The following is a 14,580-nucleotide window of genomic DNA, read 5'->3' as shown; positions in this document are numbered from 1 at the left end:
CATACAGGTACGTGGCCAACCCTCACCCGCAGTGACTCGTCAGAGTGGTGCACCGGTGCCATTTGCGAGGAACGCGTGGCTCAGCCGCCAGTGGGCGGATATGAGACCACCGGTGACAGATGGTGACGCGGAGAACCGGGCCCGGCAACGGAGAATCATCGCGATGAGGAGACTTCACGGTGAGGAGACTTCGCGGTGAGGAGACTTCCCGGTGAGAAGTGCAGCCTCGGATGAGGGAACGCCGAAGCTGGAAACAACGAGGCGGGGCCGGACGATCGTTGTGATCGTCCGGCCCCGCCTCGGGGAGTTCAGACCCCTGCTCGCCTCAGGCTTCGAAGCGCGGGAAGGCGCTGCGACCTGCGTAGCGTGCGGCATCTCCGAGCTGCTCTTCGATGCGCAGCAACTGGTTGTACTTCGCGACGCGCTCCGATCGTGCCGGCGCGCCGGCCTTGATCTGACCGGCGTTGGTCGCCACTGCCAGGTCGGCGATGGTCGTGTCTTCGGTTTCGCCGGAACGGTGCGAGATCATCGTGGTGTAGCCGTTCGTCTGCGCCAGAGACACAGCGTCGAGGGTCTCGGTCAGGGTGCCGATCTGGTTGACCTTGACCAGCAGCGAGTTCGCCGTGGCGTTGTCGATACCGCGCTGCAGACGCTCGGGGTTGGTCACGAACAGGTCGTCGCCGACGAGCTGCACCTTCGAGCCGATCGTCTCGGTCAGAGTCGCCCAGCCGTCCCAGTCGTTCTCATCGAGGGGGTCCTCGATCGACACGAGCGGGTACTTCGCCAGCAGCTCTTCGTAGTAGGCGGCCATCTCCTCGGCGGTCTTCTTGCTGCCTTCGAACTCGTAGGCACCGTCGGTGTAGAACTCCGAGGATGCCACGTCGAGGGCGACGGCGATATCGCGTCCGGGACGGTGCCCGGCGATGTCGATGGCCTCGATGATGAGGTCGAGCGCCGCGGCGTTCGAGTCGAGGTTCGGAGCGAACCCGCCCTCATCGCCGAGTCCGGTCGAGAGTCCGCGTTCCTTGAGCACTCCCTTGAGCGCGTGGTAGACCTCGACGCTCCACTGCAGCGCTTCGTGGAAGCTGGCGGCGCCGATCGGGGCGATCATGAATTCCTGGATGTCGACGTTCGAGTCGGCATGGGATCCACCGTTGAGGATGTTCATCATCGGCACGGGCATGACGTGCGCATTCGGTCCGCCGAGGTAGCGGTAGAGGGGCAGATCGGCCGAGACCGCTGCCGCGCGGGCCACGGCCAGCGAGGTGCCGAGCATCGCGTTCGCGCCGATGCGGGACTTGTTGTCGGTGCCGTCGAGTTCGATGAGCGCCTGGTCGACGAGACGCTGATCGTCGCTTTCGAGCCCGACGATGACTTCGTGGATCTCGTCGACGACAGCGTCGACGGCCTGGGTGACGCCCTTGCCCAGGTAGCGCTCTGGATCTCCGTCGCGCAGCTCCACGGCTTCGAATTCTCCGGTGGAAGCACCGGACGGAACGCCGGCGCGACCGACGGACTCATCGGCCAACAGCACTTCCACCTCGACGGTGGGATTTCCCCGGGAATCCAGGATTTCACGGGCGTTTGCGGCAACGATCTCGGCCACTGAGTACTCCTTAGCGTTTGGTTTCACATGGGGAACATGTGCCTGGAGGACAGCTTAATGCACCGCGCGCCCAGGCTCACCCTCGGTCCGGGCCCCGGTTGGGCTCGGACTCGAGCAGGCATTGCCGCAGTCGCTCGGGCGTCGCCGGGTCCATCCCGTGCGCGAGCAGGTAGGCTTCGACTCCCCCCGGCTGTCCCCCGTCCTTCGCCGAGGCGGTCCCGTGCTCGGCCTCGATCCGGTCGAGGACCTCGTGCATGAGTTCGGGAGGAGCAGCGGTGGCGGTCTGGGCAAGGTTGCCGGAGATCCCGGCATCGGAGAAGTTCCTGGTGATCGCCTCGAGGAAACCCCCGGACAGGTGTGTGGAGGTGATCGCATATTCGTCGACGATCTCCTGCCGTCCCACACCGAGGAGGTCGAGCAGGAATGCTCCGATCACACCGGTGCGATCCTTCCCGGCAGAGCAGTGGAACACCACACCATCAGCGCAGTGTTCGGCGATCAGGTCGACGGCGGCAGCCAGTCGGTGACCGAAGTGCGTGATCATGAGTTCGTAGATGCGGCCGAGGCTCCGGTCGCTGAGATCCATCCCAGTCGCCTCGGCGGCGGCTTTCATCTCTTCCCTGCTCAACGGTCGGCTGGGGAAGAAGTGGTCGTCGAAGACGGGCAGCTCGATATGTCGGATGTCGAGGCCGTCGAGCGCATCGGGCAGCTTCGCCCTCTCGCCGATATCGCGCAGATCGATGACGGTGCCGATGCCGAGTTCGCCGATATCGGCGCGCGCCCGATCGCTCAGCTGCGCCAGACCGTCGGCGCGGAACACCTTCCCGGATCGCACTCGGCTCTCCCCCGCCTCGGCGGCGGGCCCTCCGAGGTCACGGAAGTTGAACGTGCCTTCGATCTCGAGCCTCTCCAGACTCATCGACTTCCGTCCTCTCCTCGCACTGCGGCCTTCTCTTCCGCTTTGATCCGGCGGTACTCGCGTTCGACGTCTTCCAACGATGCCATCTCATCTCCCGGATCGTCGGTGAAGGCCAGGGGGTGACGACGGATGAGCTTTGCCTCGAGACCATCGATGATGGCGCCGAGGCTGTGACCGTAGTCTCGCCCGCTGCTTTCATCGAGCAGGGCGGAGTGGAAGAGCACTTGGTAGAACACGTCGCCGAGCTCGTCGACGACGGCCGCCCGATTCTCAGCAGTGGGTTCTGTCGTGAAATCCCCGAGGGCGACGATGAGTTCGTCGGTCTCTTCCCGTGCGTACTTCTCGAGACTCTGATGATCTTGTCGGCTCGACCAGGGGCAGCGTCTCCGCAGAGTCGCCATGGCTTCGATCACCGCTTGGAGTTCCGGTTCGTCACGTTCACCCACGAAATATCCTCCCGCCGGCACGAAAGACCCCCACCGCAGAAGCGGTGAGGGCCGATTCGTCGGTCACTTCGAGAATTTGTCCTTGACCGAGGCACCGAGGTCCTTGACCGACTCACCGACATCCTTGGCCTTGGCCTTGAGCTGATCGGTGGCACCTTCGGCCTTGAGCTGGTCGTCACCGGTCACATCACCGACGGTCTCCTTGGCACGGCCGCCGAGGTCTTCGGCCTTGTTCTCGAACTTGTCGTCAACACCCATGGGGATTCTCCTTAGTAGACACCTGCGTGATCTGCACTTGCTGCGGATGTCTCCGCATTTCGCACTCTACGCCACCGCTCTGGCTCGTGGGCCGAACAGCGGTGAACAGTCGGAGAGTTCTCAACCGTTCTTCGCAGCTCCGGCCTCCTTGACCTCCGTGGCTTCGGACGCGATGACAGGCAGGATGGCGTCGAGGAACTGGTGCGACCACCGCAGGATGTCCGAATCGGTCATCTCCTTGGAATCGAATCCGGTGCCCGCCATCGGCTTCGGGACGAGAACCGAACGCAGCGCCGGTTTGAGCAGAGACTTCGGGTACAGACGCTTGAGCCTGACCACCTGGGAGTCGGAGAGTTCGACGGGTCCGAAGCGGATGAAGTTGCCCTGCATGACGATGTCGTTGACCCCGGAAGCGCGGGCGCGGATGCGCAGCCTGGCGACATCGGCGAGGACACCGACGGGCTCCGGGTAGGGGCCGTAGCGGTCGATGAGCTCGTCGAGGACTTCCTGCAGCTGTGCTTCGTCGGTCGCTGCGGCCAGCTTTCGGTAGGCCTCGAGACGCAGTCGTTCGTGGTCGACGTAGTCGGCCGGCAGGTGGGCGTCGACGGGCAGTTCGATGCGCATGTCCGCCTCGGGTTCGGTCTCCTCGCCGCGGAACTTCGCCACGGCCTCTCCGACGAGTCGGACGTAGAGGTCGAAGCCGACGCCTTCGATATGGCCGGACTGCTGGCCGCCGAGCAGATTGCCGGCCCCGCGGATCTCGAGGTCTTTCATCGCCACCTGCATTCCGGCACCCAGTTCGGTGTGCGCGGCCAGAGTCGTCAGACGATCGTGTGCGGTCTCGGTCAGCTGAGTGTCCGGCGGGTAGAGGAAGTAGGCGTAGGCGCGTTCACGTCCACGTCCCACGCGTCCGCGCAGCTGATGCAGCTGGGAGAGCCCGTACTTGTCGGCGTTGTCGATGATCAGCGTGTTCGCATTGGCGATGTCGATTCCGGTTTCGACGATCGTCGTGCACACGAGCACGTCGTACTTCTTCTCCCAGAAGTCGACGATGACCTGTTCGAGTCGGGTCTCGTTCATCTTGCCGTGGGCGATGGCGATTCGCGCCTCGGGCACCATTTCGGCGATGTGTCCGGCGACGGCTTCGATATCGCGGACCCTGTTGTGGATGTAGAAGACCTGGCCTTCGCGCATGAGCTCGCGTCGGATCGCAGCCTTGATCTGCTTGTCTTCGCGTTTGCCGACATAGGTCAGCACCGGGTGCCGCTCTTCCGGAGGTGTGGCCAGGGTCGACATCTCGCGGATGCCGGTCACCGCCATCTCCAGGGTGCGCGGGATCGGGGTCGCCGACATAGCGAGGACGTCGACGTTCGTCCGCAGCGCCTTGAGAGTCTCCTTGTGTTCGACGCCGAAGCGCTGCTCCTCGTCGATGATGACGAGGCCGAGTTCTTTGAACCGCACCTCGCCGCTGAGCAGTCGGTGGGTGCCGATGACGAGGTCGAGCTTGCCGGCGGCCAGATCCTCTTTGACCTTCTCCGATTCCTGTTTGGTCTGGAACCGGGAGAGGGCGCCGATGGTGACGGGGAACCCCGAGTAGCGTTCGGCGAAGGTCTCATAGTGCTGTTGGACGAGCAGAGTCGTCGGCACGAGCACGGCGACCTGTTTGCCGTCCTGGATCGCCTTGAACGCGGCACGGACCGCGATCTCCGTCTTCCCGTACCCCACATCGCCGCAGATCAGACGGTCCATCGGCACGGTCTTCTCCATGTCCGATTTGACCTCGTCGATGGTGGTCAGCTGATCGGCGGTCTCGACATAGTGGAAGGCGTCTTCGAGTTCGCGCTGCCAGGGGGTGTCCGGTCCGTAGGCGTGGCCGACGGTGGCCTGGCGGGCCGAATACAGTCGGATGAGTTCCCCGGCGATCTCCTTGACGGCCTTGCGGGCCTTCGCCTTCGTCGTCTGCCAGTCGGCGCCGCCCATCTTGTTGAGGTTCGGGCTCTCCCCGCCGACATAGCGGGTGACCTGGTCGAGAGCATCGCTGGGAACGTAGAGGCGGTCACCGGGCTGTCCGCGTTTGGCAGGCGCGTATTCGATGATGAGGTACTCGCGAGTGTGCTTGTTCGCACCTCGGCCTGTGGTCCGCTGCGTCATTTCGACGAATCGTCCGACGCCGTGCTGGTCGTGGACGACGTAGTCGCCGGGGGCCAGGTTGAGCGGGTCGACCTGGTTGCGTCGCCGGCGGGTGGGCAGCTTGCGCATATCCCGCGTCGAGGTGGCCGCTGCCCGACCGAGCACATCCGCCTCGGTGAGCACGGCGAGTTTGAGATCGTCGAAGACGAAGCCGCCGAAGGACACGGCCGTCGTCACGGTCACCAGGGCTTCGGGCAGATCGGTCGGGTCGTCGACGAATGAGGCGGGCACTCCGGCTTCGGAGAACACCTCGACCATGCGACGACCGGGGCCCTGGCCTTCGGTGAGCACGAGGATGCGCCACTTGTCGTGGATGAGTCCCTTGACGTCGGCGAGGATCGCCTCGACGTCTCCGGCATAGCCCTTCGGGACGCGGGCAGGAACTGAGAAGATGTTCTCCTCGGGACCGGCGAGCTCCTCGTCGGTGGCGAATCCGCCGATCTCCCACCAGGCCAGGCCGATGAGGCGAGCGCCTTCGGCCATCTCGGCCACGGTGCGGAAGCTGGCGGCAGACAGGTCGATCGGGGTCTCTCCCCCACCGGCTGCTCCGGTCCAGGCGGCCTCGAGGAATTCGTTCGTCGTCTCCACGAGGTCCGCGGCGCGGGCGTCGACGCGTTCGGGTTCGGTGATGATGATCTTCGATCCGGCCGGCAGCAGAGCGATGATCGGCTCCATTCCGTCGGCGAGGACGGCGGAGAGCGATTCCATCCCTTCGACGGCGACTCCGCCGGCGATCTTGTCGAGCATGTCGGCGGCGCTGGGCACATCCTCGGCGAGTTCTGCGGCCCGCTTCCGCACCGAATCGGTCAGGAGCAGCTCCCGGCACGGCGGTGCCGACAGGCCCAGGGGTTCGTCACCGTCGTCGGCGGGGATGGAGCGTTGGTCGCTGACGGAGAATTCGCGGATCTCGTCGACCTCGTCTCCGAAGAACTCCACACGCAGCGCTCGCTCCGAGGTGGCCGGGAAGATATCGACGATTCCGCCGCGCACAGCGAATTCGCCGCGTCTGGAGACCATGTCGACTCGGGAGTACGCGAGTTCGGTGAGCCGTTCGGCGAGGTCATCGATCTCGTATTCGTCGCCGACGGCGAGCTCGACCGGTTCGATCTCGCCGAGCCCTTTGGCCAGCGGCTGGAGGAAGGCGCGCACGGGCGCGATGATGAAGGTGAGCTCCCGGCCGGGAGTGGGGTGGGCGAGGCGGCGCAGCACCTCGAGACGCTGGCCGACGGTGTCCGACCGCGGCGACAGCTTCTCGTGCGGCAGGGTCTCCCAGCTGGGGAAGATCGCGATCGACGCCGACGGCACCCAGTCGGCCAGCGCCTGAGCGAGGTCTTCGGCCTCACGTGTCGTGGCGGTGACGATGAGCTGAGGCGCCGAGGCGGCACCGTCGGTGCGGCGCAGGATCGACGGCCACAGTCCCTTGATCGCATCGATCGTGCCACCGTCGGTGTTCGCGTCGTTGAAGGCCGCGACGAGTTCGGTGATGGTGGGATTCCGGCGGGTGAGATCGAGTCCGTTGAGCACCCGAACAGTCTAGGCCACGCGGCTGACACGACCCATTCGGTGCCTGATCGAGGAGCCCGAGGAGCGCGGGAGTCGAAATCGTGTGAGGATGAGCATATGGCCATGAAGAGAACCGTCCTTGCAGGTTTGGCTGCGGCGACGCTCCTGCTCGCAGGGTGCACGGCCGATGCCGATGACGACATCGCAGTCGCCGAACGGTGGGACTTCCATTCCCGCCCCGAACTCGCCCCGCCGAAGGTCGATATCGACTCCGGGGCCTTCCCCGACGACAACGGAGACCTGGAGACCTTCCTCGCCCCGAAGGGACAGACGCAGACCGATGACAAGTCCTGGGTGGGTGGGCTCATCCTCGACTCCGCCGGTGACCCGGTGTGGATCAGAGACGACTCCGAGGCACTGTGGGATCTGCGCGTCCAGGAGTATCAGGGGAAGCCGGTGCTCACGTGGTGGGAGGGTCTGGCCGAGACCCCGCACACCGCCGGTGAGGTCGTCGTCCTCGACACCTCGTATCAGGAGATCGCCCGTGTCGGCATGGGCGGAGAGCTTCCCAAGGACACGTCCGACCTGCACGAGACGACGATCACCTCCGATGACACCATGTTCCTCATCTCCTATGTGAAGACGCAGACGGATCTCAGCTCAGTCGGCGGAGCCGAGGACGGCTGGGCCTGGGAGGGCATCGTCCAGGAGGTCGACATCGCAACCGGTGATCCCCTGCTCGAATGGCGCTCCCTCGACGCCGTGCCCATCGACCAGACCGAGACGGAGCTCAAGGAGGGTGAGGGCACGAAGGACGAGCCCTTCGACTACATCCACCTCAACTCCGTGTCCGAGGACGACGACGGCAAGGCCCTCCTCGTCTCGGCACGCAATACCCATGCGGTGTACCAGCTCGACCGGAAGAGTGCCGACCTCAACTGGGTCCTCGGCGGCAAAGCCTCGGACTTCGAGATGGGTGAGGGCGCACAGTTCGCCTGGCAGCACGATGCCCAGCGCCGCTCCGATGGAACGCTGACCCTGTTCGACAACCACGCCGCTCCCCGGCTCGGTGACACCCGCGGACTGCGCCTCGACGTCGATGAGAAGAAGAAGCGCGCCGAGGTGGTCACGGAGTATCCCGCCCCCGACGACCGTTCGTCGGGCAGTCAGGGCAACTTCCAGGAGCTGCCCAACGGCAACGTCGTCCTCGGCTGGGGTTCGGAGCCCTATGTCTCCGAGTTCTCCAAGGACGGGAAGCTGCTCGCCGACCTCACCTTCACCGGCGGATCGAACTACCGCGCCTACCGCTTCGACTGGCATGCCCAGCCGACCGCTCCCCCGACGGCCACGAAGTCGCAGCCGCAGGCCGACATCACTCGGGTGCACATGAGCTGGAACGGTGCCACCGAGGTGGCTTCATGGAGGGTGCTCAGCGGTGACGACGAGGAGCACCTCGTCGAGAACACCGAGGTCGAGCGCAGCGGTTTCGAGACGGCGGCGGACATCACCCCGAACGGTTCGACGATCGTCGTCGAAGCTCTCGACGCGAACGGCAAGTCCCTCGGGTCGACCAGAGCAGAATCCCAAAGCAAGTGATTCGGGTCCGGCGAAGATTATTTCGAGGCGATAACGGGCCTAACGGAACGATCACGATTGCCCGAAGGGCCCGGATGTTCGGGGTTCTCCAATCTTCATCACCCACAATTGGACCATGACCGACCACTCCCCCCGTTTCTCCGCCGAGGAATCCCGACTCCTCTTCGGCCCTGATTCCACCGACTCCGGATCTCCCCGCTCCGGCCGTTCCGCGAATCCCCCAGTTGCGCACTTGAACACCACCGTCGACCGGTCGCATCTGCTTTCCCGGTTCGCTCCGGTGCTGATCGTCCTGGCCGTCATGTGGGTCATCGAGATCGTCGATGCGATCCTCCCTGTCGACCTCGACGTCTTCAGTCTGCAGTCATGGAATCCGCTCTCGCTCTACGGCCTGGTCACCTCGCCGCTGCTGCATTCCGGATTCGGCCATCTGCTGGCCAATACCTTCCCGTTCCTCGTCCTCGGCATCGTCATCGCCTTCGAAGGCAAGCGGCGTTTCTGGACAGTCACGGGCATCACCGCACTGAGCTCCGGTCTCGGGGCGTGGCTGACCACACTGCCCGGCCAGCACATCGTCGGTGCGTCCGGCATCGTCTTCGGATTCTTCGGGTACCTCGCGCTGCGCACCTGGTTCACCGATGACCTGCTGCGCAAGATCATCTACTTCGCGATCGGCCTGTTCATCTTCGTCACGTACGGCGCATCGATGATCTTCGGCATGCTGCCGCAGACGAACGACATCTCCTGGCAGGGCCACCTGTTCGGATTCGCCGGCGGCATCGTCGCCGCATGGTGGCTGCACCGTCGCCCGGAGAAGCAGAAGACGGCCTGAGTCCCGGGCATCGCCCGCTGCTTGGTCAGCACCCCAGGTGCGATCAGCGCGAGTGGAACTTCTGCTGCATATCGGTGAGCCCATTGACGATGAGCTCTTCGACAGCGTCCGCGAGGTCGGAGATGAACAACGGCAGGGTCGTGCGTTCGTCCTTCGTGAACGGGCGCAGCACATAGTCGGCGGTGTCCTGTCTCCCCGGGGGACGTCCGACTCCCGCTCGCACCCGGAGATAGTCCTTCGTCCCCAGCACCGAGGTCATCGAACGCAGACCGTTGTGCCCGCCCTCTCCCCCGCCGAGCTTGGCTTTGATGGCATCGAAGGGGATGTCCACATCGTCATGGACGGCGATGATCCGGTCGGTGGCGATTCCGTAGAAGTCGGCCAGCGCGCGCACAGGGCCGCCGGATTCGTTCATATAACCCGTCGAGGTGGCCACTACCACCCGCGGACCGGGCAGCCCCGGGACGCTGCCCCCAGGCAGCCGCCCGGTGCCGACGTTTGCGCGCAGCTTCGACCGCGTCAGCGTGGTTCCGATGCGGGAGGCGAGTTCGGCGATGACCATCTGTCCGATGTTGTGCCGTGTCGTTTCGTACTTGGGTCCGGGATTGCCCAGTCCGAAGACCAACCATGCTTCGTTCGACATTGCCGTCCTTGTCCGTCCTGTCCGTGCCCGCTGACCGGGCGGTGGGGCTTCTGCTCGCCGCCGGGCGAGGCGCGTGCCGGGTTCTCTCTTGAGAAACGCATTCGGTGGGCCGCCCAACAGGCGACCCACCGAACAGCGTAGTCAGTCAGTGCTCCTCACGGCACGTTGAGAGCTGGGAGGAGTGAAGATCACTCCTCTTCGGAGGCCTCTTCCTCACCGGACTCCTCAGCAGCCTCTTCCTCGGCCGACTCTTCAGTCTCTTCCTCGGCGTCGGACTCGGTGTCCATCTCGATCTCTTCGGAGACGTTGACGATGAGCTGCTCTTCGTCGGCGATGAGCTCGACGCCTGCAGGCAGTTCGACCTGACCGGCCAGGACGTGCTCGCCGGCGGGACGGCCTTCGATGGAGACCTCGATGAGCTCGGGCAGCTTGGTCGCATCGGCCTTGACGGCGATGGTCGACTCTTCCTGCGAGACCATGGTGCCGGGGGCGGCTTCACCGACGACGTGGATCGGCACATCGACCTCGATCTTCTCGCCGCGCTTGACGATGATGAGGTCGAGGTGCTCGATATCACGACGGACGGGCTCGATCTGGACGTCGCGCGCGATGGCGAGGACGTTCTTCGATCCGTCGGTGCTTTCGATCTCGAGCAGCGCGTTGGCGTGCTTGAGAGCCAGCATGGTGGCGTGGCCCTCGAGCGAGACGTGCACGGGGTCTCCGCCGTGGCCGTAGATGACAGCGGGGATGCGTCCCGCGCGGCGGACGCGGCGCGCTGCGCCCTTGCCGAACTCGTTGCGAGCTTCGGCCAGAAGTTTGAAGTCAGCCATTTTCTCTCCTTCGTGGTGAACTTACCTTCGAGCACCACGGCGAAACAGCCTGAGCACCCACGCGAACCACGAACCCGATGGGTTCGTTTCGTGGGTCAGGACCGCGTCGATCACGGAGACATCAGTCTCCCTCGCCGAGGCAACCCGACTATTCTACGGCACCGTCCGTTTCGGCACCAATCCGAGAGGTCACGGCTGCAGCGCACGCATCGATTCCGGTTTCGGTGAGGAGGATGTCGTAATGGTTCGTCCCCTGCACATCGACGATGTCCATCTGCGGCCATTGCCGAGCGAAATCGTTGGTCGTCTCCGGCGGGTACAGGCCCGGTTCGGCGGCGACGAGGTCGCGCTCGGCGAAGAGGAAGACCACGTCGGACTGGGTTCCGTCACTGCCCATGATCGCCTCCAGGGCATCACGGTAGGCGGAACCGGTGTACATGTCGGCCGAATCGGCCTGCATCGCCTCCACCGACGTCGACGGTTGGAACGAATGGTCGTCCTTGGCCGCCAGATCGTAGACGAAGCTCTCGGTCGCCACGGTGTCGAGGCCGTCGACGAAAGCGGGGTGAGCGGCGAAGAACGCCAAGTACTCCTCGACGCTGCCGAAGGTCATCGACAGCCGCTCGGCGGCCGGGCCGAGGACGGCGGCGATGAGATCATCGGTGTCGAGGTCCTCATCGTTGAGGTCATCGACGGGGCCGTCTCCATGGGGCTGCCCCACAGGCAGGGGAAGTCCCCCGTCGATGAGGACGGGTCCGCGGAAACGGCGAGCCGCCTCGGCGCCGGTGTCGACGTTCTGCTCAGCCGACATTCCGGCCAGCGTCATGGCGACGAACCCGCCCATGGAATGACCGACCAGGGTGACCGGACCCTCCGGGGCGAAGGCATCGAGCACGGCGGTGACATCCTCGGCGTGGGCGGCCATCCCGAACGGGCCGGGCAGGGTGCGCGAGTCGGCTCGTCCGCGCAGGTCGGGCCCGATGATGCGGACGCCGGGCAGGGCGGAGACGAGGCCCGCGAAGAACAGGTGGTTGGAGGTGATGCCGTGGATGACGCACACGGTGGGCACACGCCCGGGGCCGCTCGCCACCGGCTCCCACACTCCCACGGACAGCTGCCCGCCGGGGACGTCCACGCGGTACCGGTTGTAATCGTGTGAGGACATCGTCCCTGATCCCTTCGCCGAAGTCTTGCCTCCAGTGTAGGACCTCACGGCAGTCCAGACGATGCGAACCCCGAGCCGCATCGACTCGGGGTTCGCATCAGATCCGGCGCGACTGCGCGGATCACGGGGTCTCAGCCTTCGGGATCAGACCTCGAAGAGGCTCGTGACCGATCCGTCTTCGAAGACCTCGTGCACGGCACGAGCGATGAGCGGGGCGATCGAGAGCACGGTGAGCTTGTCGAAGATCTTGTCCTCGCTCAGCGGCAGAGTGTTCGTGACGATGACCTCTTCGGCCACGGAGTTCGACAGGCGTTCGACGGCCGGGCCGGAGAACACGGCGTGGGTGGACACGACGATGACGCCCTTGGCGCCGGCGGCCATGCAGGCATCGGCGGCCTGGACGATGGTGCCGCCGGTGTCGATCATGTCGTCGACGAGCACGCAGGTGCGGCCCTCGACCTCACCGACGACGCGGTTGGCCTTGGTCTCGTTCGGTCGGGTGATGTCGCGGGTCTTGTGGATGAAGGCCAGCGGCACTCCGCCCAGCGAGTTCGACCAGTTCTCCGCGACCTTGATGCGACCGGCGTCGGGCGAGACCACGGCGAGGTCGCCGGGGTACTTGTCCTTGACGTAGCCGGCGAGGATCGGCATCGCGATCAGGTGGTCGACGGGGCCGTCGAAGTAGCCCTGGATCTGTGCGGTGTGCAGGTCGACGGTGATGATGCGGTCGGCGCCGGCGGTCTTGTACAGATCGGCGACGAGGCGAGCGGAGATGGGCTCACGTCCGCGGTGCTTCTTGTCCTGCCTGGCGTACGGGAAGAACGGTGCGATGACGGTGATGCGCTTGGCCGATGCACGCTTGAGGGCGTCGACCATGATCAGCTGCTCCATCAGCCATTCGTTGATGGGAGCGCAGTGGGACTGGAGGACGAAGACGTCGCTGCCGCGCACTGACTCGGAGTAGCGGACGTAGATCTCGCCGTTCGCGAAGTTGTAGATGTCGGTGGGGAGGAGTTCGGTCCCCAGATTCTCCGCGACTTGCTCGGCGAGTTCGGGATTTGCCCGACCGCTCACCAGGACGAGCTTCTTATCGCCCGCCGTCGTTATCTCATTCACTGATCCGTTCCCCTTCGGATGCGTTTTCGGCCGCCTGCGCTGCAGGCGTGCCCGGACGGTTTGTCTGAACCCAGCCCTCCAGGTTGCGCTGTGGGGCCACCGAGATGGCCAGCGCTCCTGCAGGGACATCCTTGCGCACCGTCGTGCTTGCACCCGAATAGGCGCCGTCGCCCACGGTGACAGGGGCGACATACATATTGTCCGAGCCCATGCGTGCATGCTTGCCGATGACGGTGCGGTGCTTGTTGACGCCGTCGTAGTTGACGAACACCGAGGCGGCTCCGATGTTCGAGCCCTCCCCGATCTCCGCATCGCCGACGTAGGAGAGGTGGGGCACCTTCGCACCCTTGCCGATATCGGCGTTCTTCGTCTCCACGAAGGTGCCGATCTTTCCGGACTCGCCGAGCTTGGTACCCGGACGCAGGTAGGCGAACGGTCCGACGTTGGCTTCCGGACCGACGACGGCGAGTTCACCGTGGGTGCGCACGACCTTGGCGTTCTCCCCCACCTCGGTGTCCTTGAGGGTGGTGTCGGGGCCGACGACGGCGCCGGCACCGATGTCGGTGGCGCCCAGCAGCTGGGTGCCCGGCAGGATCGTCACATCGGCGGCGATGGACACGTCGACGTCGATCCACGTGGTGTCGGGGTCGATGATGGAGACACCGGCACGCATGAACTTCTCACACTGCCGGCGGTTGAGCTCCTTGCCGAGGTTCGCCAGCTGCACGCGGTCGTTGGCTCCCTCGACCTGCCACAGGTCGTCGGTGGCCGTGGCGGCGACGGGGCGACCCGTCTCACGGGAATGTCCGATGACGTCGGTGAGGTACTTCTCACCCTGCGCGTTGTCGGTCGTCAGCGAGGCCAGGCCCTCTTTGAGCGCCGCGGCGTCGAAGGCGTAGATGCCGGAGTTGATCTCACGGATGGCCCGTTCTTCGTCTCCGGCGTCCTTCTGCTCGACGATGCGCAGCAGGGATCCGTTCGCGTCGCGGACGATGCGGCCGTACCCGGTCGGGTCGTCCACCTCGGCGGACAGGACGGTCACGGCGTTGGCGTTGGATTCGTGGATCTCGACGAGGCCGTTGATGGTCTCCGTCGTCAGCAGCGGCACATCGCCGTAGGTGACGACGACGGTTCCGCTGAGGTCCTCGGGCAGCTGGGTGAGCGCACATTCAGTGGCGCGACCGGTGCCCGGAACCTCATCCTGATCGGCGATGAGCAGGGTTCTCTGGGAGGACACGGGAAGGGAGTCGAGGTGGGCGACGAGCTGATCGCGCTCATGGCGGACGACGACGATGAGGTGGTCGGGAGAGGTTCCAGCCGCCGCGGCGACGGAGTGATGGAGCAGGGAGCGTCCGCCGATGGGATGCATCACCTTGGGAAGAGCCGACTTCATTCGAGTGCCTTGGCCCGCTGCCAGAACGATGACGGCGGTCGGATGAGTCTGCGACATAGTTGAATCCTTCGCATGTCGGGTTG

General features: G+C 65.1%; 12 protein-coding genes. 2 read left to right on the top strand and 10 right to left on the bottom strand.

Annotated features, from left to right (window positions below):
* Positions 1-325: 325 nt before the first annotated feature.
* The 5 genes from eno to mfd form a co-directional block, all read right to left on the bottom strand.
* Positions 326-1,606: a phosphopyruvate hydratase gene (eno, locus tag AC3CD9_RS02825; RefSeq protein WP_264801084.1), complete on the bottom strand. Its 1,281-nt coding sequence runs from the start codon at positions 1,604-1,606 to the stop codon at positions 326-328.
* Between the two features lie 76 nt (positions 1,607-1,682).
* The gene (locus tag AC3CD9_RS02820; protein WP_488366181.1) at positions 1,683-2,525 is read right to left on the bottom strand and encodes a tyrosine-protein phosphatase; all 843 of its coding nucleotides are present in this window, start codon (positions 2,523-2,525) and stop codon (positions 1,683-1,685) included.
* Positions 2,522-2,971: a MazG nucleotide pyrophosphohydrolase domain-containing protein gene (locus tag AC3CD9_RS02815; protein WP_488366180.1), complete on the bottom strand. Its 450-nt coding sequence runs from the start codon at positions 2,969-2,971 to the stop codon at positions 2,522-2,524. The genes AC3CD9_RS02820 and AC3CD9_RS02815 overlap by 4 nt, the downstream gene beginning before the upstream one ends.
* Before the next feature lie 63 nt (positions 2,972-3,034).
* Positions 3,035-3,229 (bottom strand): CsbD family protein, encoded by a 195-nt coding sequence (locus tag AC3CD9_RS02810; RefSeq protein ID WP_139469666.1) that lies wholly within the window; start codon positions 3,227-3,229, stop codon positions 3,035-3,037.
* A gap of 120 nt (positions 3,230-3,349) precedes the next feature.
* Positions 3,350-6,943: a transcription-repair coupling factor gene (gene mfd, locus AC3CD9_RS02805; protein WP_488366179.1), complete on the bottom strand. Its 3,594-nt coding sequence runs from the start codon at positions 6,941-6,943 to the stop codon at positions 3,350-3,352.
* Between the two features lie 96 nt (positions 6,944-7,039).
* Here mfd and AC3CD9_RS02800 point away from each other — a divergent pair, with 96 nt between their 5' ends.
* On the top strand, positions 7,040-8,518 hold the full coding sequence (locus AC3CD9_RS02800; RefSeq protein WP_488366178.1) for an arylsulfotransferase family protein: 1,479 nt from the start codon (positions 7,040-7,042) through the stop codon (positions 8,516-8,518).
* A 115-nt stretch (positions 8,519-8,633) separates the two neighbouring features.
* Positions 8,634-9,350: a rhomboid family intramembrane serine protease gene (locus tag AC3CD9_RS02795; RefSeq protein ID WP_488366177.1), complete on the top strand. Its 717-nt coding sequence runs from the start codon at positions 8,634-8,636 to the stop codon at positions 9,348-9,350.
* Between the two features lie 43 nt (positions 9,351-9,393).
* Here AC3CD9_RS02795 and pth read toward each other — a convergent pair whose 3' ends face one another.
* From pth to glmU, 5 genes are all read right to left on the bottom strand, one after another.
* Entirely contained in the window at positions 9,394-9,993 is a 600-nt protein-coding gene (gene pth, locus AC3CD9_RS02790; RefSeq protein WP_488366176.1) for an aminoacyl-tRNA hydrolase, read from the bottom strand.
* A gap of 188 nt (positions 9,994-10,181) precedes the next feature.
* Positions 10,182-10,823 carry a 50S ribosomal protein L25/general stress protein Ctc gene (locus AC3CD9_RS02785; protein ID WP_488366175.1) on the bottom strand — a complete coding sequence of 214 codons (642 nt, stop codon included), beginning with the start codon at positions 10,821-10,823 and terminating at the stop codon, positions 10,182-10,184.
* A 148-nt stretch (positions 10,824-10,971) separates the two neighbouring features.
* A complete protein-coding gene (locus tag AC3CD9_RS02780) occupies positions 10,972-11,988 on the bottom strand; it encodes an alpha/beta fold hydrolase (RefSeq protein WP_488366174.1) in 1,017 nt (338 codons plus the stop codon).
* A 144-nt stretch (positions 11,989-12,132) separates the two neighbouring features.
* Positions 12,133-13,104 carry a ribose-phosphate diphosphokinase gene (locus AC3CD9_RS02775; protein ID WP_025777652.1) on the bottom strand — a complete coding sequence of 324 codons (972 nt, stop codon included), beginning with the start codon at positions 13,102-13,104 and terminating at the stop codon, positions 12,133-12,135.
* Positions 13,097-14,554, bottom strand: a complete 1,458-nt coding sequence (gene glmU, locus AC3CD9_RS02770; RefSeq protein WP_488366173.1) for a bifunctional UDP-N-acetylglucosamine diphosphorylase/glucosamine-1-phosphate N-acetyltransferase GlmU — start codon at positions 14,552-14,554, stop codon at positions 13,097-13,099. The genes AC3CD9_RS02775 and glmU overlap by 8 nt, the downstream gene beginning before the upstream one ends.
* Positions 14,555-14,580: the final 26 nt, after the last annotated feature.

The organism is Brevibacterium sp. MGP-B1, from assembly GCF_057766545.1.
This window is presented reverse-complemented; position numbering and strand designations above follow the sequence as displayed.

Coding starts and splice junctions, on each gene's coding strand:
- AC3CD9_RS02820 (WP_488366181.1), bottom strand. CDS start 2,525: ATGAGTCTGGAGAGGCTCGAGATCGAAGGCACGTTCAACTTCCGTGAC.
- AC3CD9_RS02810 (WP_139469666.1), bottom strand. CDS start 3,229: ATGGGTGTTGACGACAAGTTCGAGAACAAGGCCGAAGACCTCGGCGGC.
- AC3CD9_RS02800 (WP_488366178.1), top strand. CDS start 7,040: ATGGCCATGAAGAGAACCGTCCTTGCAGGTTTGGCTGCGGCGACGCTC.
- AC3CD9_RS02795 (WP_488366177.1), top strand. CDS start 8,634: ATGACCGACCACTCCCCCCGTTTCTCCGCCGAGGAATCCCGACTCCTC.
- pth (WP_488366176.1), bottom strand. CDS start 9,993: ATGTCGAACGAAGCATGGTTGGTCTTCGGACTGGGCAATCCCGGACCC.
- AC3CD9_RS02785 (WP_488366175.1), bottom strand. CDS start 10,823: ATGGCTGACTTCAAACTTCTGGCCGAAGCTCGCAACGAGTTCGGCAAG.
- AC3CD9_RS02780 (WP_488366174.1), bottom strand. CDS start 11,988: ATGTCCTCACACGATTACAACCGGTACCGCGTGGACGTCCCCGGCGGG.
- glmU (WP_488366173.1), bottom strand. CDS start 14,554: ATGTCGCAGACTCATCCGACCGCCGTCATCGTTCTGGCAGCGGGCCAA.